The 15,386-nt window shown below is 72.3% G+C and carries 13 protein-coding genes; 4 read left to right on the forward strand and 9 right to left on the reverse strand.

The annotated features are described in order from the left end of the window. Positions 1–113: 113 nt before the first annotated feature. Complete coding sequence (locus tag OG715_RS10335) at positions 114–407, forward strand: tetratricopeptide repeat protein (protein WP_266277344.1); 294 nt, start codon at positions 114–116, stop codon at positions 405–407. Positions 408–509: 102 nt separating this feature from the next. Here the strand turns inward: OG715_RS10335 and rpsD are convergent, their stop codons facing one another. The 3 genes from rpsD to ppk2 form a co-directional block, all read right to left on the reverse strand. Beyond that, positions 510–1,124, reverse strand: a complete 615-nt coding sequence (rpsD, locus tag OG715_RS10340; RefSeq protein ID WP_030396046.1) for a 30S ribosomal protein S4 — start codon at positions 1,122–1,124, stop codon at positions 510–512. 322 nt (positions 1,125–1,446) lie between these two features. Then, positions 1,447–2,910, reverse strand: a complete 1,464-nt coding sequence (locus OG715_RS10345; protein ID WP_266275293.1) for a replication-associated recombination protein A — start codon at positions 2,908–2,910, stop codon at positions 1,447–1,449. A 68-nt stretch (positions 2,911–2,978) separates the two neighbouring features. Further along, the gene (ppk2, locus tag OG715_RS10350) at positions 2,979–3,776 is read right to left on the reverse strand and encodes a polyphosphate kinase 2 (RefSeq protein ID WP_266277342.1); all 798 of its coding nucleotides are present in this window, start codon (positions 3,774–3,776) and stop codon (positions 2,979–2,981) included. A 315-nt stretch (positions 3,777–4,091) separates the two neighbouring features. On the opposite strand from ppk2, the gene OG715_RS10355 reads away from it, so the two are divergent. After that, positions 4,092–5,078 (forward strand): LysR family transcriptional regulator, encoded by a 987-nt coding sequence (locus tag OG715_RS10355; RefSeq protein WP_266275291.1) that lies wholly within the window; start codon positions 4,092–4,094, stop codon positions 5,076–5,078. On the opposite strand, the gene OG715_RS10360 is transcribed toward OG715_RS10355, so the two are convergent. From OG715_RS10360 to OG715_RS10375, 4 genes are all read right to left on the reverse strand, one after another. Continuing rightward, positions 5,075–5,521 (reverse strand): GNAT family N-acetyltransferase, encoded by a 447-nt coding sequence (locus OG715_RS10360; RefSeq protein ID WP_266275289.1) that lies wholly within the window; start codon positions 5,519–5,521, stop codon positions 5,075–5,077. The genes OG715_RS10355 and OG715_RS10360 overlap by 4 nt on opposite strands. Positions 5,522–5,683: 162 nt before the next feature. After that, positions 5,684–7,474 carry an aspartate--tRNA ligase gene (gene aspS / locus OG715_RS10365; RefSeq protein ID WP_266275287.1) on the reverse strand — a complete coding sequence of 597 codons (1,791 nt, stop codon included), beginning with the start codon at positions 7,472–7,474 and terminating at the stop codon, positions 5,684–5,686. Continuing rightward, positions 7,471–8,733, reverse strand: coding sequence for a histidine--tRNA ligase (hisS, locus tag OG715_RS10370; RefSeq protein WP_266275285.1), 1,263 nt, complete (start codon positions 8,731–8,733; stop codon positions 7,471–7,473). The genes aspS and hisS overlap by 4 nt, the downstream gene beginning before the upstream one ends. Before the next feature lie 11 nt (positions 8,734–8,744). Further along, complete coding sequence (locus OG715_RS10375) at positions 8,745–9,452, reverse strand: MBL fold metallo-hydrolase (protein ID WP_266275283.1); 708 nt, start codon at positions 9,450–9,452, stop codon at positions 8,745–8,747. 279 nt (positions 9,453–9,731) lie between these two features. Between OG715_RS10375 and OG715_RS10380 the strand changes: the two genes are divergently transcribed. Together OG715_RS10380 and OG715_RS10385 are read left to right on the forward strand one after the other, a co-directional pair. Beyond that, the gene (locus OG715_RS10380) at positions 9,732–10,562 is read left to right on the forward strand and encodes a peptidylprolyl isomerase (RefSeq protein ID WP_266275281.1); all 831 of its coding nucleotides are present in this window, start codon (positions 9,732–9,734) and stop codon (positions 10,560–10,562) included. Between the two features lie 265 nt (positions 10,563–10,827). After that, positions 10,828–12,057, forward strand: a complete 1,230-nt coding sequence (locus tag OG715_RS10385) for a DUF349 domain-containing protein (protein WP_266275279.1) — start codon at positions 10,828–10,830, stop codon at positions 12,055–12,057. Positions 12,058–12,129: 72 nt separating this feature from the next. Here the strand turns inward: OG715_RS10385 and OG715_RS10390 are convergent, their stop codons facing one another. Both OG715_RS10390 and OG715_RS10395 read right to left on the reverse strand, forming a co-directional pair. Beyond that, positions 12,130–14,652 (reverse strand): RelA/SpoT family protein, encoded by a 2,523-nt coding sequence (locus OG715_RS10390; protein WP_266275277.1) that lies wholly within the window; start codon positions 14,650–14,652, stop codon positions 12,130–12,132. Positions 14,653–14,814: 162 nt separating this feature from the next. Next, positions 14,815–15,366: an adenine phosphoribosyltransferase gene (locus tag OG715_RS10395; protein ID WP_266275275.1), complete on the reverse strand. Its 552-nt coding sequence runs from the start codon at positions 15,364–15,366 to the stop codon at positions 14,815–14,817. Positions 15,367–15,386: the final 20 nt, after the last annotated feature.

The raw sequence follows: 15,386 nt of genomic DNA on the forward strand, positions 1-15,386 counted from the left end.
CCCGGTTGCACCCCGGGAATAGTTGAAACTTGTCCATTGCTGGAGGGGGCAGAACCACCGGCCCGTACGGAAGGAGCACCCCCGTGGCCACCAACCTCGCCGACGACTACCGCATGGCGAACTTCTACTTCGACTCCAAGGCGTACACGGACGCCGCCCGGATGCTGGAGGGAGTGCTCGCCGAGGAGCCGGCCAACCTCTCGGTCCGGCTGCTGCTGGCCCGCAGCTACTTCCACTCCGCCCAGCTCGGCCGGGCCGAGGCGGAGCTGCGCCGGGTGCTGGACGCCGACCCGGCCGAGGACTACGCCCGGCTGGTGCTGGGCCGCACCCTGGAGCGCCAGGGCCGCCACGAGGAGGCCCGGCCGCACCTGCGGCTGGTCGCCGCGATGACCGGCGAACAGGTCTGACGGATCCCGCCCAAGGGCGAACCTCCCCCGCACAGGGGCGAGCCCCCGCCGCACAGGGGCGACGGGGGCTCGCTGGGTACCGCAGGTGATACCGCTCGCGGGTCAGCGCGAGTAGTACTCGACGACGAGCTGCTCGTCGCAGATCACCGGGACCTCCTTGCGCTGCGGCGCGCGGTCCAGGCGGAAGGCCAGGGCCTTCAGGTTGACCTCGAGGTACTTCGGGGTCTGGCCCTCGCCCGCGTTGCCACCCTCACGGGCGACCTGGAACGGGACCTTCTCCTTGCTGCGCTCGCGGATGGTCACCACGAAGCCCGGCTTCATCTGGAACGACGGCTTGTTGACCTTGCCGCCGTTGACCTCGACGTGGCCGTGGACGACCATCTGACGGGCCTGGTAGATGGTGCGGGCGATGCCCGAACGCAGCACCAGCGAGTCGAGGCGGGTCTCCAGCTCGGCGACGAGCGCCTCACCGGTCTTGCCCTCGGCCTTCTTCGCGCGGTCGAACGCGCGCGCCATCTGCTTCTCGCTCAGGTCGTACTGAGCGCGCAGACGCTGCTTCTCGACCAGACGGACCTTGTAGTCCGAGTTCTGCTTGCGGCCACGGCCGTGCTGGCCGGGCGGGTACGGGCGGGCCTCGAAGTACTTGACGGACTTCGGGGTCAGCGGCACGCCGAGCGCACGCGCGATCTTGACCTTGGGACGCTTCTGGTTCGCCATGAACCAAACCTTCCTTACTGACGACTACGGCTTCACCAGGTGTTGACGGAGGTCGCATGTCGCGGCCCGGAGAAAACCCCACCGCCCTGGGGCAGTGCGATCAGCCGCTCTCCGGAGCCGGGCACGAATGTGCTGGTCACACGGGCGAACCGGGAACCGGTCGCCCGCGACACCGAGACGGTGCGCGACGCTCCTGGTGCGGGCCCCCCGAAAGGGGCCAACGGCCACTGCCCCGCTGGTGCGGCCGGTCGGTCGGGTCTCCCCCACCGCCGTCCCGGGACATGGCACTCCGCCCGAGTATACCGGCAGATCACCGGCCCCCTCACCCGGCCTCCCGCTCCCCCTCCGTCACCGGCGCCGCCTCGGGTGCGGGCTTCGGTTCCGCCACGGATCCTGCCTTCGGGTCCGCCTTGGCCACCGCCTTCGCGGGCCCGGCCGGCTCGCCCCACAGCCGCCCCCTGGTCCACTCCACGACGTCCGCGTAGCGCGCCTCCCCGCCGCGCCGGGTCGGCCGGTAGTACGCCCGCCCGTGCACCGCGTCCGGCGCGTACTGCTGGCTCGCGATGCCCTCCGGCAGGTCGTGCGGGTACTGGTAGCCCTTGCCGTGCCCCAGCTTGCCCGCGCCCCCGTAGTGCGCGTCCCGCAGATGCGGCGGCACCGGGCCGGCCAGGCCCTGCCGGACGTCCGCGAGCGCCGCGTCGATCGCCAGGTAGGCGGCGTTGGACTTGGGCGCCAGGGCGAGCGCGATCGCCGCCTGGGAGAGGATGATCCGCGCCTCCGGGAAGCCGATCAGCGCCACCGCCTGGGCCGCCGCCACCGCCGTCGGCAGCGCCGTCGGATCGGCCAGTCCGACGTCCTCGCTCGCCGAGATCATCAGCCGCCGGGCGATGAAGCGCGGGTCCTCCCCCGCCTCGATCATCCGGGCCAGGTAGTGCAGGGTGGCGTCCACGTCGCTGCCGCGGATCGACTTGATCAGCGCGCTGGCCACGTCGTAGTGCTGGTCGCCGTCCCGGTCGTAGCGGACGGCCGCCTGGTTGACGGCGGTCTCGGTACTGGCCAGGGTGATCTCCGCCTCCCCCTGCTCCAGCGCCGCCCCGGCCGCCGCCTCCAGCGTGGTGAGCGCCTTGCGGGCGTCGCCGCCGGCCAGCCGGACCAGGTGGTCCTCGGCCTCCCCGGTCAGCTCCACCGCGCCCCCGAGGCCGCGCTCGTCCACGACCGCGCGGCGCAGCAGCGCCCGGACGTCGTCGTCGGTCAGCGACTCCAGGGTGAGCAGCAGCGAGCGGGAGAGCAGCGGCGAGATCACCGAGAAGTACGGGTTCTCGGTGGTCGCGGCGATCAGGGTCACCCAGCGGTTCTCCACCGCCGGGAGCAGGGAGTCCTGCTGGGCCTTGGAGAAACGGTGGATCTCGTCGAGGAAGAGCACCGTCTCCCGGCCGGTCATGCCGACCGCGCGCCGGGCGCCGTCGATGACCGCGCGGACCTCCTTGACCCCGGCGGTGATCGCGGACAGCTCGACGAAGCGGCCCTCGACGGCCTGGCTGATGACGTGCGCGAGCGTGGTCTTCCCGGTGCCGGGCGGGCCCCAGAGGATCACCGAGCTGGTCGCCGCCGGGCCGCTCGACCCCGACACCAGCCGGCGCAGCGGGGAGCCGTCCTTGAGCAGTTTGCGCTGGCCGGCCACCTCGTCGAGGGTGCGCGGGCGCATCCGCACGGCGAGCGGCGCCCGGCCGGGCTCCTTGGCCTGGCGTTCCTCGGCGGCGGCGGTGAAGAGGTCCGGTTCGTCCACACCGGAAGCCTATGCGAGCCCTCCGACAGCCCGCCCCGGATCCGGGGCGGCCACGACCGCCCCCGACCCTAGGAGGTGCCCTCTCCGCCGATCCGGGCCGCGTGGTCCGGCACGTACTTCTGGAGGTCACGCGGCGGCCGCCGGTAGCCCTGGGAGGCCGGGCGCTCCGGCAGCTCGATCGGCCTCGGGCCCACCTCGCGGTACGGGACGGTGGAGAGCAGGTGGGCGATCATGTTCACCCGGGCCCGCCGCTTGTCGTCGCTCTCCACCACGTGCCAGGGCGACTCCGGGGTGCCGGTGTGCAGGAACATCTCGTCCTTGGCCCGCGAGTAGTCCTCCCAGCGGGTGATCGACTCGACGTCCATCGGCGAGAGCTTCCAGCGCTTCATCGGGTCCGCCAGCCGCTCCCGGAAGCGCCGCTCCTGCTCGGTGTCGCTGACCGAGAACCAGTACTTGCGCAGCAGCAGGCCGGACTCGGCGAGCATCCGCTCGAAGATCGGGGCCTGGTGCAGGAACTGCCAGTACTCCTCCTCGGAGCAGAAGCCCATCACCCGCTCGACCCCGGCGCGGTTGTACCAGCTGCGGTCGAACAGCACGATCTCCCCGGCGGCGGGCAGGTGCTCGACGTACCGCTGGAAGTACCACTGGGTGCGCTGGCGCTCGGTCGGCGCGGGCAGTGCGGCGACCCGGGCGATGCGCGGGTTCAGATACTCCGTCACCCGCTTGATCGCGCCGCCCTTGCCGGCCGCGTCGCGCCCCTCGAAGACCACCACCAGCCGGGCACCCTCGGCCCGCACCCACTCCTGGAGCTTCACCAGCTCGTGCTGGAGCCGGAGCAGTTCGTTCTCGTACGGCTTCCTCGCCAGCCGCCCCCGCGGACCGGCCGGACCGTCCTGGGCGCTCCGCCCCTCGGGGGCGCTCTGCTCGCGCTGGGCCTTGGCTGCCACCTGGGCGCCTCCGTTCGGCGGGGTGCTGATGATCCCTCACCGTACGTCCTGGGGCCGGTCCCCGCAGGTCCCGACCGGGGCGGCGCCGCGCGCCGGGAGTGTTCCGGCCCGGCACCGGCGGCCCCCTGAACCGTCGCTGCCGGGCTCCCCCGTCGACCGGCCCGAAGACCGAACGACCCACCATGACCCAGACCTGCCGAACGGGTCCAATTTCCGGTTCCATAACCTTGGGGCATGGATGTCGACACCCGTCTGCTGCGCGGCTTCGCCGCGGTCTGCGAGGAGGGGCAGCTGACCGCGGCGGCGGCCCGGCTGCTGGTCTCGCAGCCGGCGCTGACCAAGCAGATCCGGCAGCTGGAGACCCTGCTCGGGGTCGAGCTGTTCGAACGCTCGCGGCACGGCATGACCCCGACCCGGGCCGGCCTGGCCCTGGCCGCGCACACCGACGCGCTGATGGCCGGCTGGGAGGAGGCGCTGCGCGCCACCCGGGCGGCCGCGGCGGAGCACGGCTCGACGCTCCGGGTGGGCTTCGAGGGCGGCATCATCAACCTGATGACCCGGAGCACGGTCGCGGACTTCGCCCGGCGGATGCCGGGCTGGCAGGTGGAGCTGCGGCAGAACAACTGGTTCGACCCGACCTCCGGCCTGGCCACCGGCGAGATCGACCTGACCCTCTGGCACGCGCCGCCCTCGCTGGCCCGGCGCTACAACGTGGCCGTACTGGGCGAGGAGCCGCGCTGCGCGGCGCTGCCGGCCGGGCACCGGCTGGCCGGCCGTGCGGTGATCGACTTCGAGGAGCTGCTCGACGAGCCCTTCGTGGCGATCCCGCACGAGGCCGGGCACTGGCGGGACTACTGGCTGGCGGTCCGGGAGCGGGGCGGGCGACCGGTGCGGATCGGCGCGGTGGCGCACAACACCGACGAGTGGCTGGCCGCCGTGGTGTGCGGCCAGGGCGTCGGCTTCGCCCCGGAGACAATGAGCCGGCTGGCACCGCGCGAGGATGTCGCGTACCGGCCGGTGCGAGGGTTGAGCCCGAGCCAGGTCGGGCTGTACTGGCCGAAGGACCGGACGCCGACACCTGCCATGGCCGCGTTCGTGCGCAGCTGCCGGGCCACGGTAGGTCTCGGGAACCGGATCGACGGACGGGGGGCCCAGGACACTCCGCGGGGCCTGTCGCAGGACACGCCCCAGGACGCCCCGGAGAGCCCGGGAGCGACCTAGACGGACTCGAAGGGCTCCGGGTACCGGCACAGGCCGCTCGGGGAGCCGTCGTACCCGGGCAGGGCGAGCGTCTGGAGGTACCCCTCGGGCACCTCGAACGGGCCGCTCACCTCGTGCCGCTGGGCCGGGATGAAACCGAAGCGGCCGTAGTAGTCCGGGTCGCCGAGCACGACGACGAGCTTCTCGCCGGCCTCCTCGGCGGCCGTCAGCGCGGCCCGGACCACCAGCTCGCCGACGCCCTTGCGCTGCCACTCGGGCGCGACGGCGACCGGCGCGAGCGCCAGCCCGGGGCCCTCGCCGACCCGCAGCCGGGACAGCAGCGCGTGGCCGACGACCAGCCCGGTGTCGTCGACGGCGACCACCGACAGCTCCGGCAGCCAGGCCGCGTCGCGGCGCAGCGCGTCGACCAGGTCGGCCTCGTCCGGGCCGGGGAAGGCGGCCATGTGGACTCGTCTGGTGGCAGGAGCGTCCTCGGGACACTCGATTCTGGTACTGACCTTCACAGGGGATCCCTCTCTCTGTCGCACACCGTTGTGGACCGGCCCCGGACAGCGCAGTTGCTGTCCGGGGCCGTGAAAGGTTAGCCGATGCCGGCCGACGGAATGTCAGGCCTTCGGCTGCGCCTCGGACTTGGCGTCCTCGCGGACCTTCGGCTGGGCGTCCACGCCGGCCTCGCGGCGCTGCGCCGGGGTGATCGGGGTGGGGGCGCCGGTCAGCGGGTCGCCGCCGGTGGACGTCTTCGGGAAGGCGATGACGTCGCGGATGGTGTCGTACCCGCCGAGCAGGGTGACGATCCGGTCGAGGCCGAAGGCGACGCCACCGTGCGGCGGCGGGCCGTAGTTGAAGGCGTCCAGCAGGAAGCCGAACTGCGAGGCGGCCTCCTCCTCGGAGAGGCCGATCGCGTCGAACGCCCGCTTCTGGACGTCCCGCTGGTGGATACGGATCGAACCGCCGCCCAGCTCCGAGCCGTTGAGCACGAGGTCGTAGGCGTTGGACAGGGCGCTGCCCGGGTCGGTGTCGAAGGTCGACAGCGACTCGGCGGTGGGGGCGGTGAAGGGGTGGTGCACCGCGTGCCAGCCCTGGAAGGCGCCCTTGTCGTCCTCGATCGGCTCGAACATCGGGAAGTCGACGACCCAGAGGAAGGCCCACTGGGACTCGTCGATGAGCTCGCAGCGGCGGCCGATCTCCAGTCGGGCGGCGCCGAGCAGCTCCTGCGAGGGGCGCTCCTTGCCGGCCGCGAAGAAGACCGCGTCGCCGTTCTTGGCGCCGGCGGCGGCGGCGAGGCCGGCCAGGTGCTCCTCGGAGAGGTTCTTGGCGACCGGGCCGCGCAGCTCGCCGGTCTCGGCGTCGATGAGCACGTAGGCGAGGCCCTTGGCGCCGCGCGCCTTGGCCCAGTCCTGCCAGGCGTCGAGCTGCTTGCGCGGCTGCGAGGCACCGCCGGGCATGACCACGGCGCCGACGTACGGGGCCTGGAAGACGCGGAACTCGGTGCCCCGGAAGTACTCGGTGAGGTCGGTGAGCTCCTGGCCGAAGCGGACGTCCGGCTTGTCCGAGCCGTAGCGGCCCATGGCGTCGGCGTAGGTCATCCGCGGCAGCGGGTTCGGGACCTCGTAGCCGTGGACCTCGCGCCAGATCGAGCCGATGATCTTCTCGCCGAGGGCCAGGATGTCCTCCTGGTCGACGAAGGAGGCCTCGATGTCGAGCTGGGTGAACTCCGGCTGGCGGTCGGCGCGGAAGTCCTCGTCGCGGAAGCAGCGGGCGATCTGGTAGTAGCGCTCCATGCCGGCCACCATCAGCAGCTGCTTGAACAGCTGGGGCGACTGCGGCAGGGCGTACCAGTGGCCGGGCTGGAGGCGGACCGGGACCAGGAAGTCGCGGGCGCCCTCGGGGGTGGAGCGGGTGAGGTACGGCGTCTCGATGTCGAGGTAGTCGTTGTCCTCCATCACCCGGCGGATGATGTTGTTGACCTTGGAGCGCAGGCGCAGGCCCTTGGCCGGGCCCTCGCGGCGCAGGTCGAGGTAGCGGTAGCGGAGGCGGACCTCCTCGTTGACCGTGCCGGGCTCGTACTCGGCGACCGGGAACGGCAGCGGAGCGGCCTCGGAGAGGACCTCGATCGCGCTGACCACGACCTCGACGGCGCCGGTCGGGATGTCGGGGTTCTCGTTGCCCTCGGGGCGGACCCGGACGTCGCCGACCACCTTGACGCAGTACTCGGCGCGCAGGCCGTGCACGGAGTCGAGGTCGCGGACCACGATCTGCACGGTGCCGGAGGCGTCGCGCAGGTCGATGAAGGCGACGCCGCCGTGGTCGCGGCGGCGGGCGACCCAGCCGGCCAGGGTGACGGTGGTGCCTGCGTGCTCCGGGCGGAGCGTGCCCGCGTCGTGCGTGCGGATCACAGCTGCTTCTCCTTCAGGGTGGTGACGAGTGCGTCGAGGGCGACGGGGTTCTGCTCGCCGGTGGTGAGGTCCTTGAGCTGGACCACGCCCTCCGCGAGGTCCCGGTCGCCGGCGACGAGGGCGAAGCGGGCGCCGGATCGGTCGGCGGACTTCATGGCGTTCTTGATGCTCTTGACGCCGAAGGCGAGGTCGGTGGCGACGCCGGCCCGGCGCAGCTCGACCACCTTGGCGAACAGGACGTTCTTGGCCTCCTCGCCGAGCGCGACGGCGTAGACGGAGGTGGCGGCCGGCAGTTCGAGGGCGACGCCCTCGGCCTCCAGGGCCAGGAAGGTGCGGTCCACGCCGAGCGCCCAGCCGACCGAGGGCAGCGCGGGGCCGCCGATCATCTCGGACAGGCCGTCGTAGCGGCCGCCGCCGCCGATCGCGGACTGGGCGCCGAGGCCGTTGTGCACGAACTCGAAGGTGGTGCGGGTGTAGTAGTCGAGACCGCGGACCAGCTTGGGGTCGTCGGTGAAGGCCACGCCGTTGGCGGTGAGCAGCTCGCGGACCTTCTCGTCGTAGGACTTGCAGTCCTCGCAGAGGTAGTCGCGCAGCATCGGGGCGCCGACGAGCTGGGCCTGCACGGACTCGCGCTTGTCGTCGAGGACGCGCAGCGGGTTGATCTCCGCGCGGCGGCGGGTGTCCTCGTCGAGGTCCAGGCCGGCCAGGAACTCGATCAGGGCGGCGCGGTAGACCGGGCGGCACTGCTTGTCGCCGAGGCTGTTGAGCAGCAGCGAGTAGTCGCTCAGGCCGAGCGTCCGGAAGGCGTCGTCGGCGAGGATGATCAGCTCGGCGTCCAGCGCCGGGTCCTCCGCGCCGATCGCCTCGGCGCCGACCTGCGAGAACTGGCGGTAGCGGCCCTTCTGGGCGCGCTCGTAGCGGTAGTACGAGCCGGAGTACCAGAGCTTGACCGGCAGGTTGCCCTGCTTGTGCAGGTTGGCCTGGAGCGCGGCGCGCAGCACGGAGGCGGTGCCCTCGGGGCGCAGCGCGAGCTCGTCGCCGCCCTTGGTGGTGAGGCTGTACATCTCCTTGGAGACGATGTCGGTGGACTCGCCGACACCGCGGGAGAACAGCTTGACGTCCTCGAAGACCGGGGTCTCGATGTACCCGTAGCCGGCCCGGCGGGCGGGGGCGGCGATGGCCTCGCGGATCGCCAGGAAGGTCGCGGAGCTGGGCGGCAGCAGGTCGTAGGTGCCCTTGGGGGCGGTGAAGGTGCTCAACTTCTCTTCCGTCACATTCCTCGTCGCGGGAAAGCCGGGGCGCCGTCCGCCCCCGCTGCCTGTCGGAGGTAGGGGTTGGTGGCGCGCTCGCGGCCGATGGTGGTCTGTCCGCCGTGGCCGGAGAGGACCACGGTGGCGTCGTCGAGGGGCAGGCACACCCGGGCCAGCGAGCGCATGATCGCCTCGCCGTCCCCGCCCGGGAGGTCCGTCCGCCCTATGGAGCCGGCGAAGAGCAGGTCGCCCGAGAAGAGCACCGGAGGGATGTCCTCGGCGCCGGGCGTCCGGAACGTCACCGACCCCCCGGTATGGCCGGGGGCGTGGTCGACGGTGAGCGAGAGGCCCGCGAGCTCCAGCACGCTGCCGTCGGTCAGCTCGCGGACGTCGTCCGGCTCGCCGACGGTGAGCTCGCCCATCAGCTGGGTGCCCAGGGAGCGGCCGAGCGCCCGCTCGGGGTCGCTCATCATGTAGCGGTCCTCGGGATGGATCCAGGCCGGGACGCCCTTGGCGCCGCAGACCGGGACCACGGAGGCGACGTGGTCGATGTGGCCGTGGGTGAGCAGCACCGCGACCGGCTTCAGCCGGTGCTCGCGGACGAGTTCCTCGACGCCGGCGGCGGCCTGGTGGCCGGGATCGACGATGACGCACTCCTCGCCCGGTCCCGGCGCGACCAGGTAGCAGTTGGTGCCCCAGGCTCCAGCGGGGAATCCGGCGATGAACACGCGCGTCCTTCGGTGTCGGTCTCGGTCTCTCGGGCTTCGGCCGCCGCGGTGGCTCCGGCTGCTGCTACAAGCTGTGATTGCAGAGGCAGCCTACCGGCGGTCCGGGTCCGGTTGCGAACCAGATCCGGGTGACAGGTTCACTTCGACCTGACAGGTTCACCCCGTTCTTACGGTCGCGGTCCCTACACTTGGCCGCCGATGGGTGCGATGATCCGCATCGGCATCGCACACACGAGGCCCACACATCAGCGACCAGCACTTCCGTAGGAGACAAAGCCGGTGGTCACCAGCGAACAGCGGCGGCGGCAGCTCGCCCGTGACAAGTACGAACGCCAGGCGGAGCGCCGGGCCGCCGCGGCGGCCGCGCGCAAGCGCCGCAACAGCGTCCTCGGCGCCGCGTTGGCGGTGGTCGTGCTGGCCGGCGGCGGCACCCTGTTCGCGACCGGTGCCTTCGACTCGGACGACAAGAAGAGCGACCCCACCGCCCAGGCCGCGCCCACCCCGACCGAGCCGACGGTCCCGACCCGCAAGCCGGTCGAGGGCTGCGGCGAGGCCGCCCCGGGCAGCCCGAACGGCAAGCAGTGGCAGGCCGAGCCGGCCATGACCGTGGACGCCAAGGCCACCTACACCGCGACGCTGGACAGCAACTGCGGCAAGGTGACGCTGGCGCTGGACGCCGCCAAGGCACCGCACACGGTCAACTCCTTCGCCTTCCTGGCCGGCGAGAAGTACTTCGACCACACCAAGTGCCACCGCCTCACCACCGACGGCATCTTCGTGCTGCAGTGCGGCGACCCGACCGCGAGCGCCACCGCCCCCGGCGGCACCGGCGGCCCGGGCTACAAGTTCGCCGACGAGAACCTCACCGGCGCGACCTACCCTGCCGGCACCGTGGCGATGGCCAACTCCGGCCCCGGCACCAACGGCAGCCAGTTCTTCCTGGTCTACAAGGACACCCAGCTGCCGCCGAACTACACCCCCTTCGGCAAGATCACCGGCGGTCTGGACGCGCTCCAGAAGATCGCCGCCGCGGGCACCCTGGAGGGCGGCACGGACGGCCACCCGATGGCCGACGTCACCCTCAACTCGGTGACCGCCGCCAAGGGTTGATCCGCCCCGGGAGCGGCCCGGCGGCGCCCACGCGGCCCGCCGGGCGGCCCCGGACCCGAAATCGCCCGGCCCGGATGCGGACAGCACCGGGCCCGGTCGCCTATGTTGGCGTTGTATAGGGTGCCCAGACCCGCCGGCCGTCACCCTCGGCAAGCAGGACACGGCGGGCGGGGACGGCGGACTCATCGGTCCGCCGCACATCAACTGTGGACGACGGACGCCTACCGCCCCGGCGGTGGGCGCGACGTCATGTGGAGGACGCGCTATGAGCAGCGACCCGTGGGGCCGTGTCGACGAGCAGGGCACGGTCTACGTCAGGACCGCGGACGGCGAACGCGTCGTCGGCTCCTGGCAGGCCGGCTCGCCCGAGGAGGCGCTCGCCTACTTCGAGCGCAAGTACCAGGGCATCGAGGTGGAGATCGGCCTGCTGGAGAAGCGGGTGCGCACCACCGACCTGGCCGCCAAGGACGCCCAGGCCGCGCTGGAGCACCTGCGCGAGCAGGTCACCGAGGCGCACGCGGTGGGCGACCTGGCCGCACTGGCCAAGCGCCTGGACACGCTCACCGGCGAGATCGACAGCCGCCGCGAGGAGCGCAAGGCCGCCCGCGCCAAGGCCCAGGACGAGACCCGCACCGCCAAGGAGGCGCTGGTCACCGAGGCCGAGCAGCTCGCCGAGTCCACCCAGTGGCGGGAGGCCGGCGACCGGCTGCGCGCCCTGGTGGACACCTGGAAGGCCCTGCCCCGGCTGGACCGCAAGAGCGACGACGAGCTGTGGCACCGCTTCTCGCACGCCCGCTCGGTCTTCTCCAAGCACCGCAAGTCGCACTTCGCGTCGCTGGACGCCGAGCGCGAGCAGGCCCGGCTCACCAAGGAGCAGCTGGTCACCGAGGCCGAGGCGCTCTCCTCGTCCACCGACTGGGGCGACACGGCGGCCGGCTACCGCGACCTGATGGCGCGCTGGAAGGCCGCCGGCCGCGCCCAGCGCGACATCGAGGACGAGCTGTGGGCGCGGTTCCGCGGCGCCCAGGACGTCTTCTTCCAGGCGCGTTCCGCGGTGTTCAGCGAGCGCGACGCCGAGCAGGTGGCCAACCAGAAGCTCAAGGAGGCGCTGGCGGCCGAGGCCGAGACCATCCTGCCGATCACCGATCTCAAGGCCGCCAAGGCGGCGCTGCGCGAGATCAACGAGCGCTGGGAGGCCATCGGCCACGTGCCGCGCGACGTCCGCCCGAAGCTGGACGGCCGGCTGAACACGGTCGAGCGGGCGATCCGCGAGGCCGAGGACAGCGAGTGGAAGCGCTCCAACCCGGAGGCCAAGGCCCGCGCGGCCGGCATGGTCGGCCTGTTCCAGGCCAAGGCCGACAAGCTCCGCACCGACCTCGACAAGGCCCGTGCGGCCGGCAACGCCTCCCGGACGGCGAAGCTGGAGTCCGAGCTGGCCGGCGTCGAGGAGCTGCTGAACCAGGCCCACCGCAGCCAGGAGGAGTTCAGCGGCTGATCCCGGCCGCGAACAGCGTGCGAAGGGCCCCCGGGGAGCGATCCCCGGGGGCCCTTCGCGCTGTGCCGGTTACTACTTGCGGGCCGAGGTGACGCGGTAGACGTCGTAGACGCCCTCGACGCCGCGGACCGCCTTGAGGACGTGGCCGAGGTGCTTGGGGTCGCCCATCTCGAAGGTGAACCGGCTCATCGCCACCCGGTCGCGGGAGGTCTGCACCGCCGCCGACAGGATGTTGACGTGCTGGTCCGACAGCACCCGGGTGACGTCGGAGAGCAGCCGGGACCGGTCCAGCGCCTCGACCTGGATCGCCACCAGGAAGACCGAGGACTGGGTGGCCGCCCACTCGACGTCGATCATCCGCTCGGGCTGCTGGTTGAGCGCCTCCACGTTGACGCAGTCGGCGCGGTGCACCGAGACGCCGTTGCCGCGGGTGATGAAGCCCACGATGCCGTCGCCCGGGACCGGGGTGCAGCAGCGCGACAGCTTCACCCAGACGTCCTCGACGCCCTTGACGATCACGCCGGGGTCGCCCTTGGCCCGGCGGCGCGCCGCGCGCCGGTTGTCGTGCGTGGGCGTGGCGGTCTCGGCGAGGTCCTCGGTGGCGCCCTCCTCGCCGCCCAGCGCCTGCACCAGCTTCTGGACGATGTTCTGCGCGGCGACGTGGCCCTCGCCGATCGCCGCGTACAGCGAGGAGATGTCGGGGTAGCGCATCTCGTGGGCCAGGGTGACCAGCGAGTCCCCGGTGAGGATCCGCTGGATCGGCAGGCCCTGCTTGCGCATCGCCCGGACGATCGCCTCCTTGCCCTGCTCGATCGCCTCCTCGCGGCGCTCCTTGGAGAACCAGGCCCGGATCTTGTTGCGGGCCCGGGGCGACTTGACGAAGCCCAGCCAGTCCCGGGACGGTCCGGCGTTCTCCGCCTTGGAGGTGAACACCTCGACGGTGTCGCCGTTCTCCAGGGTCGACTCCAGCGGCACCAGCCGCCCGTTCACCCGGGCCCCTATGGTGCGGTAGCCCACCTCGGTGTGCACCGCGAACGCGAAGTCCACCGGGGTGGCGCCGGCCGGGAGCGCTATGACGTCGCCCTTGGGCGTGAAGACGAAGACCTCGTTGCTGGCCAGGTCGAAGCGGAGCGACTCCAGGAACTCGCTCGGGTCGGCGGTCTCCTTCTGCCAGTCCAGCAGCTGCCGCAGCCAGGCCATCTCGTTGACGGCGCCGGCCTTGTCGTCCTTGCGGGTCTGGGTCGGGGTGTCGGTGCGCACCTTGGAGGCGCCGGCCACCGCCCGCTGCTTGTACTTCCAGTGCGCGGCGATGCCGTACTCGGCCCGGCGGTGCATGTCGAAGGTGCGGATCTGCAGCTCGACCGGCTTGCCCCCGGGACCGATCACCGTGGTGTGCAGCGACTGGTACATGTTGAACTTGGGCATCGCGATGTAGTCCTTGAACCGCCCCGGCACCGGGTTCCACCGCGCGTGGATGGTGCCCAGCGCCGCGTAGCAGTCGCGGACGGTGTCGACCAGGACCCGGATGCCCACCAGGTCGTAGATCTCGGCGAAGTCCCGGCCGCGGACGATCATCTTCTGGTAGACCGAGTAGTAGTGCTTCGGCCGGCCGGTGACGGAGGCGGTGATCCGGGCGCCGCGCAGGTCGCCCTGGACCTGGTCGATGACGGTCGCCAGGTACTCGTCCCGCTTGGGGGCGCGCTCGGCGACCAGCCGGACGATCTCGTCGTACATCTTGGGGTAGAGGATCGCGAAGGCGAGGTCCTCCAGCTCCCACTTGATGGTGTTCATGCCCAGCCGGTGCGCCAGCGGGGCGTAGATCTCCAGCGTCTCGCGGGCCTTCTTCTCCTGCTTCTCCCGCTTGAGGTAGCGCATGGTGCGCATGTTGTGCAGCCGGTCGGCCAGCTTGATCACCAGGACCCGCGGGTCCTTGGCCATCGCGACGACCATCTTGCGGACCGTCTCGGCCTGCGCGGCCTCGCCGAACTTGACCCGGTCCAGCTTGGTGACGCCGTCGACCAGCAGGGCCACCGAGTCGCCGAAGTCCTTGCGGAGGGTCTCCAGGCCGTAGTCGGTGTCCTCGACGGTGTCGTGCAGCAGCCCGGCCATCAGGGTCGCGGCGTCCATGCCCAGCTCGGCCAGGATGGTGGCGACCGCCAGCGGGTGGGTGATGTAGGGGTCGCCGCTCTTGCGCTTCTGCCCGCGGTGCCACTTCTCGGCGACCGCGTACGCCTTCTCGATGTCCCGCAGCAGCGCCGGATCGGCCTTGGGGTCGTTGGCCCGGATGGAGCGGAACAGCGGCTCCAGCACCGGGTTGAGGACGCTGGAGCGCTGGCCGCCGAGGCGGGCGAGGCGGGCGCGCATGCCTCCGGCGGTGGAGGCCCGGCCGCCCGGGGCGGGCGGCCGGGACGGGGTCGGCGCCGGGCGTGCCGGGGTGGCCCCCGAGGGCGTGGGCCGGTTCTCGGGGGCGGCCGCAGCGGCCTTGGGCACAACCTCGTCGGGCAAGGACACTCCTCGGGGCACTCGGCCTGCCCCCCGCGGGCGCCGTGCGGCCGGGGCCGCGCCTCGCGCAACCGGGAGGGGATGAATCTTCATGGTACCGAGCCCGGCGCCGCGCCGTTCGGTCGGCCGGGCCCCGCGCACGGACCGGACACACCCCGGACACAACGACGGGCGGCGGCCGGATGATTCCGACCGCCGCCCGTCCGGGTCGTGCGTCCTCGGACCGTGACCGGTACCGGAGGACCACGACCGCTGTCAGACCATGACCAGCGTCTCCAGCGGAGCGCCGCCCAGGTGCGGGGCGAGCCGCTCGCGGCCGCCGAGGAAGCCGAGCTCCATCAGCACCACCACACCGGCGAGCTCGGCCCCGGCCTCCCTGACCAGGTCCAGCGAGGCCCCGACGGTCCCGCCGGTGGCCAGCACGTCGTCCACCACCAGCACCCGCTCACCGGGCGCGAAGGCGTCGCACTGCACCTCCAGCGTCGCCGAGCCGTACTCCAGCTCGTACGAGCGCCGGAACACCTCGCCGGGCAGCTTGCCCTCCTTGCGGATCGGCACGAAGCCGAGCCCGGCCGCGAAGGCCGCCGGGGCCGCCAGCACGAACCCGCGTGCCTCCAGACCGACCACCTTGGTCGCCCCGAGCTCCCGGGCCCGCTCCGCCAGCGCCCGGGTGAGCGCGGCGAAGGCCTCGGCGTCGGCGAGCAGCGGCGCGATGTCCTTGAACAGCACGCCCGGCTTCGGGTAGTCCTGGACGTCCCGGATCCGGCTGGTGAGCAGCTCGGCGAGTGCGGTGTCGGCGGTGGTCACGAACGGTCCTTACGGTAGGC

Source organism: Kitasatospora purpeofusca, from assembly GCF_036010405.1.
Classification (GTDB): Bacteria; Actinomycetota; Actinomycetes; order Streptomycetales; family Streptomycetaceae; genus Kitasatospora; species Kitasatospora purpeofusca.